Annotated in this window: 1 protein-coding gene; it reads left to right on the forward strand. The window is 62.8% G+C overall.

Annotated features, from left to right (window positions below; genetic code table 11):
• The first annotated feature begins 247 nt into the window (after positions 1-247).
• Positions 248-586 carry a hypothetical protein gene (locus tag G3N18_RS15835; RefSeq protein WP_196385198.1) on the forward strand — a complete coding sequence of 113 codons (339 nt, stop codon included), beginning with the start codon at positions 248-250 and terminating at the stop codon, positions 584-586.
• The last annotated feature ends 46 nt before the right edge of the window (positions 587-632 follow it).

Below are 632 nucleotides of genomic sequence, written 5' to 3' on the forward strand. Positions count from 1 at the left end.
CCCTCCGCCTGAGCCTTACGTCGCTCTTCACGCGACGCCCTATCGATAGCCAACAGTGTGTTTCCTTTCGTAAGGAGACCCGGCCCCTTACACACACCATTTGACACGCTCGCTTCCCCGGTGACTGACCTTCGCGGCGGCAACTCCAAGTGAACGCGATGTCACGCCGAAGACGATCGTTTCCGGCCCAGCTGTCTCAGGCCAAAGGCGCTTGGGGCGGTGGCGGGGTCACGATACGCTCGCGCTCGTGAAGGATGATGATGTTCCCACCCGCATCTCGGTCGATCGAGAGCAGGCGCGTTCGTGGGTGGAGGTGGCTCAGTCTGCGCGGATCATGCGAGATCTGCTGACCGAGACGCCGCCGGCCGTCGATGGGTCGCCATTCAGCATTATCGATGAGGAGTTGCCGCAGTCGTGCGAAAGGTGGTGCCGCTCTTACCTGTCTTCGGCGCTCGAACACCTTGGCATGTGGGCAGACTTCGTCGCGCCGCCGACGTTCCACCCCGACACTGTCGTGCATCGGTCAAGTCCCGTGGCGTGGTGTCATTCCGTTGTTCCCTGTGGGTGGGTGGTGGTCAGGCGGTGAGGTAGAGCTCGGGGCGGGCGGGTTCTGTGTGTTCGTGCAGGGTGTG

Source organism: Microbacterium paulum (assembly GCF_015707995.1).
In the GTDB taxonomy this organism is placed as follows: Bacteria; Actinomycetota; Actinomycetes; order Actinomycetales; family Microbacteriaceae; genus Microbacterium; species Microbacterium paulum.